Source organism: Nocardiopsis deserti, assembly GCF_008638355.1.
Classification (GTDB): domain Bacteria; phylum Actinomycetota; class Actinomycetes; order Streptosporangiales; family Streptosporangiaceae; genus Nocardiopsis; species Nocardiopsis alborubida.
Map to the genome: position 1 here is coordinate 61,969 of NZ_VWVS01000027.1, position 6,446 is coordinate 68,414.

11 protein-coding genes are annotated in these 6,446 nt (G+C 70.9%); 8 read left to right on the top strand and 3 right to left on the bottom strand.

What is annotated here, in order from left to right:
* The first annotated feature begins 10 nt into the window (after positions 1–10).
* The 5 genes from FYW99_RS29150 to FYW99_RS29175 all read left to right on the top strand — a co-directional run bounded on the left by FYW99_RS29150 (position 11) and on the right by FYW99_RS29175 (position 3,175).
* Positions 11–628, top strand: coding sequence for a hypothetical protein (locus tag FYW99_RS29150; RefSeq protein ID WP_150255333.1), 618 nt, complete (start codon positions 11–13; stop codon positions 626–628).
* A 17-nt stretch (positions 629–645) separates the two neighbouring features.
* Entirely contained in the window at positions 646–1,521 is an 876-nt protein-coding gene (locus tag FYW99_RS29160; protein WP_190394856.1) for a 3'-5' exonuclease, read from the top strand.
* Positions 1,514–2,200: a hypothetical protein gene (locus tag FYW99_RS29165; protein WP_150255339.1), complete on the top strand. Its 687-nt coding sequence runs from the start codon at positions 1,514–1,516 to the stop codon at positions 2,198–2,200. The genes FYW99_RS29160 and FYW99_RS29165 overlap by 8 nt, the downstream gene beginning before the upstream one ends.
* Before the next feature lie 188 nt (positions 2,201–2,388).
* Positions 2,389–2,574: a hypothetical protein gene (locus FYW99_RS29170; protein WP_150255341.1), complete on the top strand. Its 186-nt coding sequence runs from the start codon at positions 2,389–2,391 to the stop codon at positions 2,572–2,574.
* A gap of 91 nt (positions 2,575–2,665) precedes the next feature.
* Positions 2,666–3,175 (top strand): hypothetical protein, encoded by a 510-nt coding sequence (locus FYW99_RS29175; protein ID WP_150255343.1) that lies wholly within the window; start codon positions 2,666–2,668, stop codon positions 3,173–3,175.
* A 269-nt stretch (positions 3,176–3,444) separates the two neighbouring features.
* On the opposite strand, the gene FYW99_RS29180 is transcribed toward FYW99_RS29175, so the two are convergent.
* From FYW99_RS29180 to FYW99_RS29190, 3 genes are all read right to left on the bottom strand, one after another.
* The gene (locus FYW99_RS29180) at positions 3,445–3,870 is read right to left on the bottom strand and encodes a hypothetical protein (RefSeq protein ID WP_150255346.1); all 426 of its coding nucleotides are present in this window, start codon (positions 3,868–3,870) and stop codon (positions 3,445–3,447) included.
* Positions 3,871–4,031: 161 nt separating this feature from the next.
* Positions 4,032–4,280 (bottom strand): hypothetical protein, encoded by a 249-nt coding sequence (locus FYW99_RS29185; protein WP_150255348.1) that lies wholly within the window; start codon positions 4,278–4,280, stop codon positions 4,032–4,034.
* A gap of 276 nt (positions 4,281–4,556) precedes the next feature.
* Entirely contained in the window at positions 4,557–4,997 is a 441-nt protein-coding gene (locus FYW99_RS29190) for a hypothetical protein (protein ID WP_150255351.1), read from the bottom strand.
* 351 nt (positions 4,998–5,348) lie between these two features.
* Here FYW99_RS29190 and FYW99_RS29195 point away from each other — a divergent pair, with 351 nt between their 5' ends.
* From FYW99_RS29195 to FYW99_RS29205, 3 genes are all read left to right on the top strand, one after another.
* Positions 5,349–5,627, top strand: a complete 279-nt coding sequence (locus tag FYW99_RS29195) for a hypothetical protein (protein ID WP_150255353.1) — start codon at positions 5,349–5,351, stop codon at positions 5,625–5,627.
* 81 nt (positions 5,628–5,708) lie between these two features.
* Positions 5,709–5,888 carry a hypothetical protein gene (locus tag FYW99_RS29200; RefSeq protein ID WP_150255355.1) on the top strand — a complete coding sequence of 60 codons (180 nt, stop codon included), beginning with the start codon at positions 5,709–5,711 and terminating at the stop codon, positions 5,886–5,888.
* A gap of 140 nt (positions 5,889–6,028) precedes the next feature.
* The gene (locus tag FYW99_RS29205; RefSeq protein ID WP_150255357.1) at positions 6,029–6,418 is read left to right on the top strand and encodes a hypothetical protein; all 390 of its coding nucleotides are present in this window, start codon (positions 6,029–6,031) and stop codon (positions 6,416–6,418) included.
* The last annotated feature ends 28 nt before the right edge of the window (positions 6,419–6,446 follow it).

Here is a 6,446-nt window from a genome sequence, read left to right on the forward strand (position 1 = left end):
AGACCGGCCGATGAGCACGCCCCCCACGGACACCACCACCACCGACACCGCCGAGCAGGACCAGGAGCAGGCCGACCAGGTCCCCGCCCCCGCGCGCCCCGACACCGAGCAGGCGCCCGCGGCCGCCACCCCCGAGCCCCGCCGCCCTGTGCAGGAGGACCCGACCGCCCTGGCCGAGGCCGCCGCCGTCGAGGCCACCGCCGATCTCGCCCGCACCGACACCGCGAACGCGGCCCTGGCCGGTCTGTCCGGTGTGCTGCTGACCATCCTGGTCGCCGGAGCCGGTCTGACCAGCGCCGACGGAGGATTCCCCGCCGTGGCGCAGGTCGCCATGGGCGCGGCCGCCGCTGTCCTGGCCGTCGTCCTGGTCATCCTCGCGGCCGCCATGTGGCCCCGCCACGGAGGCAGCGGAGGAGTCCCGCACTACGCGCGCCTCACCCCGGCCGACCTGACCGCCGAACTCGCCCAGGCCGCCGCCGACCCCGCCCGCTGGCACGCCGAGCGCGCCAGAGCCAAAGCGGCGATCGCCGTGCGCAAGCACCATCACCAGCGAGCGGCAGCCGCAGGGTTGGCCCTGGCCGGTGTGCTGCTGGCCGTGGCCACCGTCGTAACCATCACGCTCACCTGACACGGAGGAGACCCCCGATGGCACCCCCGAGCCGCACCCGTACGGCCCGCCCCCGACGAGGCGCCGCACCCGCCACGCGCCCGGCCGGGGGCGCCCCCTCCCCCGAGCAGGCCGCCGCCGAGCGCGCCGCGGCCGCCCGTTGGGCCGCCGCCCTGATCGGCGACCCCAACGCCGTCATACTCGACACCGAGACCACCAGCCGCGCCGAGCGCGGCCGCGTGGTCGACCTGGTCGTGACCGACACCGCCGGGTGCGAACTGCTGCACACCCGCATCAACCCAGGCCCCGGCGTGGTCATCGACCCCGAGGCCGCCGCCGTCCACGGCCTGACCGCCGCCCAGCTCGCCGACGCGCCCCCGTTCGCCGCCGTCGCCGACGCCCTGACCCTGGCCACCGCCGGACGCACGGTCATCGCGTGGAACACCCCGTTCGATCGGCGGATCCTGGCCGGGGAGTACGCCCGCCTACTCGGCAGCGTCGAGGCCGGCCAGGCATGGGCCACCCGCGCCAATTGGGAATGCGCCATGCGCCAGCACGCCGCATGGACCGGCCAGTGGAACAGCGAGCGCGGCGCGTGGAAGTGGCACCGGCTCGCCGTCGTGGGCGCAGGCGACCACACCGCCGCCGGCGACTGCCGAGCCGTAGCGCGCGTACTCGCCGCGATGGCCCAGAGCGCCGAACCCGCCCCCGTGCCGCCCCCGCGCACCCACACCCCGACGCGCAGCGTGCGCATGCGCCTGGAGGGAGACCGCGACGCCATCGACGCCGTCGCCCAGGCCCTGGCCGAAGGCCGCGCCCACGTCGAGCACCTGGACGCCCCCCGCCCCGGGCGCCGTGGCGGATACCTGGCCTACGGCCGACTCGCCGCCGGAACGGAGTCGACCCATGTCTGAGCACGTCGACCTGTTCGGCGACCTCATCCCCCAGCCCCCGCACCCCTCCGAGGAAGCAGCGCCCGCGCGGCGCCGCCGCGGCCCCGCCGCCCGTCTGGACGCCGATGTCTGGACGGCGTTGCTGACGTGCGAGGAGACCGCCACCGCCTACAGGGCCGCCATCTACCGGCGCGGCGAGGACCAGTGTTGGCCGTGGTGCCAGGCGCTCAGCGACTCAGGGCACGGCAAGTTGAAGGCCGGTCGAGCCGGAGGAGGCGCGGCCGCCGGACGCACGGTCACCGCGCACGTCTACGGCTACCAGCTCCACCACCGGCGGCTGATCACGCCGACCCTGGCCGTCCCGGACCCGGTCGTGGCCCACCGATGCGACGAGCCGTCGTGCCAGAACCCCGGCCACTGGGAGCTGATCGACCGAGGCGACAACATCCGCGCGTACCACCAGCGGAAACACACGTTTCCGCTCAACGACACCCGCACCCGCACCGGCCGCAAGAGCGCACGCGCCGAGGCGTTGCGCGACGCCATCCGCCAGGCCCAGGCCGCCCACGAGCGCGCCCAAGCCCTGCGCGAACGCGGCGAGGCCGTCCCCGACGACCTCCAGGCCGCCGCCGACGTCGAGGCCGTCCTACGCCGCGCCAGCGAGCAGGGCAGACCGCCCGAGCCGCTCCCCCTGTTCTAAAAGCCCCGCGGCAGCACCACGAGCGACGACGTTTTCCCAGGTAATGGCGCGCGCCCATCCCCAGATGTGACACGCGCCATAAAAAATGGCCTCCATATGGTACAGTTGCTTTACCATCTGTGCTATCATGGTGATACACCAAACGGAAAGGGGGTGAAAAGACATTGACGAACGAGATTGATCGCCGCATGGATCAGCTCATCGCCGCCGCTGTCCGGCAGGGGTACCAGGTCTGCCAGGACAAGAATGGCCGGTGGAGCTTCCGCCGCGACGGGGTTGCCATCTTCTTCGATGAGACCCCGGCCACGGCCATGGAGCTGCTGACCATGCTCAACACCCTGCGTGGTAACGGCTTGGTCTTCCCCGAGGAGTAACCAGGCCCGGGGCCGCCCCAGCCAGGGGCGGCCCCACACGGCGATCAATCACCTTGCAAACAAAATAACGCTACAAACAAAAGGATTGACCATGTGGAATATCACCATCCGCATATCAGGAATTGAACGGCCAGCCGACAGCGAGGCCGAACACAACCGCGCCGAGGCGCTCAGGGACGCCGGATCCGTCGTTACCTACCGCAGCACCGAGGGCGTACTCATCGCCCAGAGCCGCCCCGAGACGGCCGACCCGATCGAGGCCGCCGCCCAGGCGCGCGCCCGCGCATTCCAGGCGCTGGCCGAGGCCGGAGTCACCACCGCGCGCGTTCAGGCCCTGGACGTGGCCAGCGACGCCGAGACCCGGCGCCGCATCATGCGCCCCGACCCGCTGGCCGTGGTCGGAGCCGCCGAGGCCGGGAACATCCTCGGCAGGAGCGCCGGGCGCGTCTCCCAGTTGTTCGGCGAGGACTCCCCCCGTCGCGACCCGAGTGCGCCGACCCCCATCGTCAGGTCCGGCCGTGGAGACCTTTACCTCACGGCCGCCGTGGAGCTGTACGCCATGGAGCGGGACGCCACCCAGCGGCCCCACAAGTACGATTAGTAGCCAGCACGGCCCTGCTCTCACCTGGTTCGAGCAGGGCCCACGCGAAGAGGCCGCCGCCCCAGCCAGGGACGGCGGCCTCTTGCCATATGCCACCAGGCAGGCAGCGCACCAGCGCGCCCCGGCACAGGTCTGGTGGTACCCAGGGGCTCACGCCCCCGGGACCCCCTGTTCCGGTCGAGAACCCGGCGCCGACAGGACGCGCGCGAGCCCCCGAGGCAGGCGCCGGAACCCCGACCGGCCCGCCGGCCGCCCCTGCCGGCCACGTGTCAGCCGCGGTCGCGGTCGCGGTCGCGAAACTTGAAGCCGGTGAGCAACTCATCCACCTGCGCGCGCGTCCACATCCGGGTGCCGGCGGCGTCCGCCTGGTCGTGGCCGGCCAGACGCCCGCGGGAAGCCTCAGAACGGATGCGCCCGTACGTGAGTCCCGAGTACTCCGCGATCTCGCGCATGGTCAGGCGCCGTGAGGCCGGTATCCCCGGGTTCGTTGGCGGCAGCCACATCCACTCGCGCACCAGGGCGTCCACGTCCCCGGGGTCGTACTCCAGGGCGCGGCCACGGGTGCCGACCACGCGCACGCGCTCTTGCCACTCAGGCCGCCGCGTCCAGGTGTTGGCCACCAGCGACCGGGAACGACCGTACTTCTTGGCGATCTCGGCCACGGTGATGCCCGGCCGCCCGCTGTCTTCTACCATGGTCGTGTCGCTCACTTTCTTTGTGGGAGTCAATCAACACCGGGGCGGCGGGTCGCCATTGAGGAGCTGCGGAACCACTCGGTTCCAAGGCCCAGCCCGTCGCCCTTTTTCTGTACAGAGAGAGGCGCCCCGCCCCCGCAGGGACGAGGCGCCGCCGGTCATCAGTCGCCGAGTCGTTCGAAGTCCTCCGCGCCGTTCTCGTCCCAGAACGTCGCCGACTCCGCCGGTCCGGTGTACATCTCACCGGTCACCCAGCAGGCGGCCCCGAACTGGCAGGCCATGCACATCACGCCCCGGCATGCGCACCGGTAGTCGGTGACCACCAGGCGCTCCATGTCGTCGCGGGACTCTACCGAGACCCAGCCCTTGCCGGAGCAGTTGCGGCAGGCGTGCACGCAGGTGATAGCCATCGTGACCAACTCTCTCTGTGGATTTATCAACCAACCCGTTAGGCGGAGCGCCAACCCCGCCCAACACCTCTATTAAAGCACATCAAGCCATCGTTGTACAACACGCTGGCGGGGAGAAAACACCGCCGACCAGCACCGAGACCACCGCCGCCCGAGCCCGCGCGGACAGGACATCCCCGCCAGGCCCCCGACGACGAACGCCCCAGCGCGAGCAGCCCCGCCCAACCACAGAGAAGGCCCCCCGGCCGGATGCCGGAGGGCCCACGCGCTACCGCGCTACAGGAGGCCCAGACGCTTGCTGGCCATCTGGTGACGCTGCCAGCGCATCGCCGAGCCCGTCACCTCATCCAGCGGCGGCAGATCCCACAGCTGGCCGCCCACCGTGTAGGTAGCCGTCCAGGTGGCCCAGGCGCTTTCCCAGGCGGCCCCGTGGAGGATGACGAACCGGACCGGATCCAGCGTCATCACCAGGTTCCCCCGACCGTCAGGGTCGCTCTCAGCCGTCCGAGCGCCGATCTCGGGCCCGCCCACCTCAGCGGTAAGCCGCAGCCCCAGCGTCAACCGGTTGGCGGCGTCCGCCGGAGGCGGGGGAACCTCGCGCCCCGTCGGACCCTCCGGCCAGACCTGCTCTGCGTAGCGCAGCGCCACCGACCAGGACCGCATCCAGACGAGCAGAGCGTCCGCCCCGGTCACGGTGAGGATCAGGTGAGGCACCATCACGAGGATGGTTTCCCGCCAGACCTCAGGGTCGGGGGAGGTGAAGCCTTCCCCCCACGTGACCGTCGCGCGGGTGTGTGCACGAGTGACCAATGTGGTCTCCCTGTTCTCTGTGGATTTATCAACCAACTCGCCGCCAAGAGCGCCAACCCCCGGTGACATCTCTATTAAAGCACACATAACCACTATTGAGCAACACGAGACCGGTTCTGATCAGGTCTTTTTTCAGGGATTTCGTCGCCCCGCTGTGTTGCATAGTGATGGACAAGTGTGCTTTAATAGAGGTGTTGGAAGGGGTTGGCGCCCCACCAGCGCGGTTGATTGACAAATCCACAGAGAGAGCAGGTCGACATGACCGAGTTGGACCGCATCCTGTCCACCATCGAGGACACCGGGTTCATCGCCCGCGACACCCGAGACGGCGCGATCGTCTCCCGGGCGATCGTGTACGCCGTCGGCGGCACCCGCGTGGTGCTGACCAGCTGGGACGGGATCTCGCGCGACTACGAGGCCACCGCGTGCCGCACGCTGGCCGAGCAGCTCACCGGGTACCGGCAGGCGACCGGCGAGGAGGTCGCCGAGTTCGAGCGGCTGGAGGCCCGCCACCCGGCCCCCCAGAACTGGGACTAGCCGGACCGCCAGGGCCGCCCCGGATGATCCGGGGCGGCCCGCCCAGCCACCCGAACACCACGAGGACAGACAGGAGCGCCCATGCGCACGTACGAGGTCAAGGTGACCGAGGAAGTCGAGTACACGGTGAGGGTCGAGGCCGAAAACGCCGAGGAGGCCGAAGAGATCGCAATCGACATGATCACCGACGAAGACGGCGACGGCGACCGCGACCAGTACTGCACGGGAGTCCCCGAGCGGTACGCCGAAGTCCAGTACTAGAAGCCGAGGCGGCCGCCCCCGGGGGAGCCCCGAGGGCGGCCCGCCCCAGAGCCCCGCACGGGGCCCACACCGGCCAACGCGGAGGAACCCCACCCCCCGCACTGGCCCGCACAGGAACACCACCGACACAGGGAGAAACCATGCAGGAGTTCCACAGCCAGGTTCGCACGCCGCTGCTGGCGTTCGCCGAGCAGCTGGCCCAGGCCGACAGCGCGCAGCTGGCCGACCTGATCAGCGAGCTACTGCTCGCCGGACGCGACGGCGCCCGCATCCGACCCGACGAGGTCATGCGCCAGGTCGCCGCCAACCTCGCCGAGGAGGACGGGGAGACCGACAGTGTCACCGCTACCGTGCGCCTGCGCCTGGTGGCCATCTACGGCGGCCTGCGCATGGACCGCAAGCAGTTGCCCGGGGCCCTGCGTGAGGCCCTGGCCGGAATGGCCGTCAGCGTCGAGGAGGAGGAGATCCTAGAGCGCCTCTACCCGGTCGTGCGCGTGGAGACGATCGAGTTGCACGACCAGGACGACTAGGACCCAGGACCCCGCCGCGGCGGGCCCC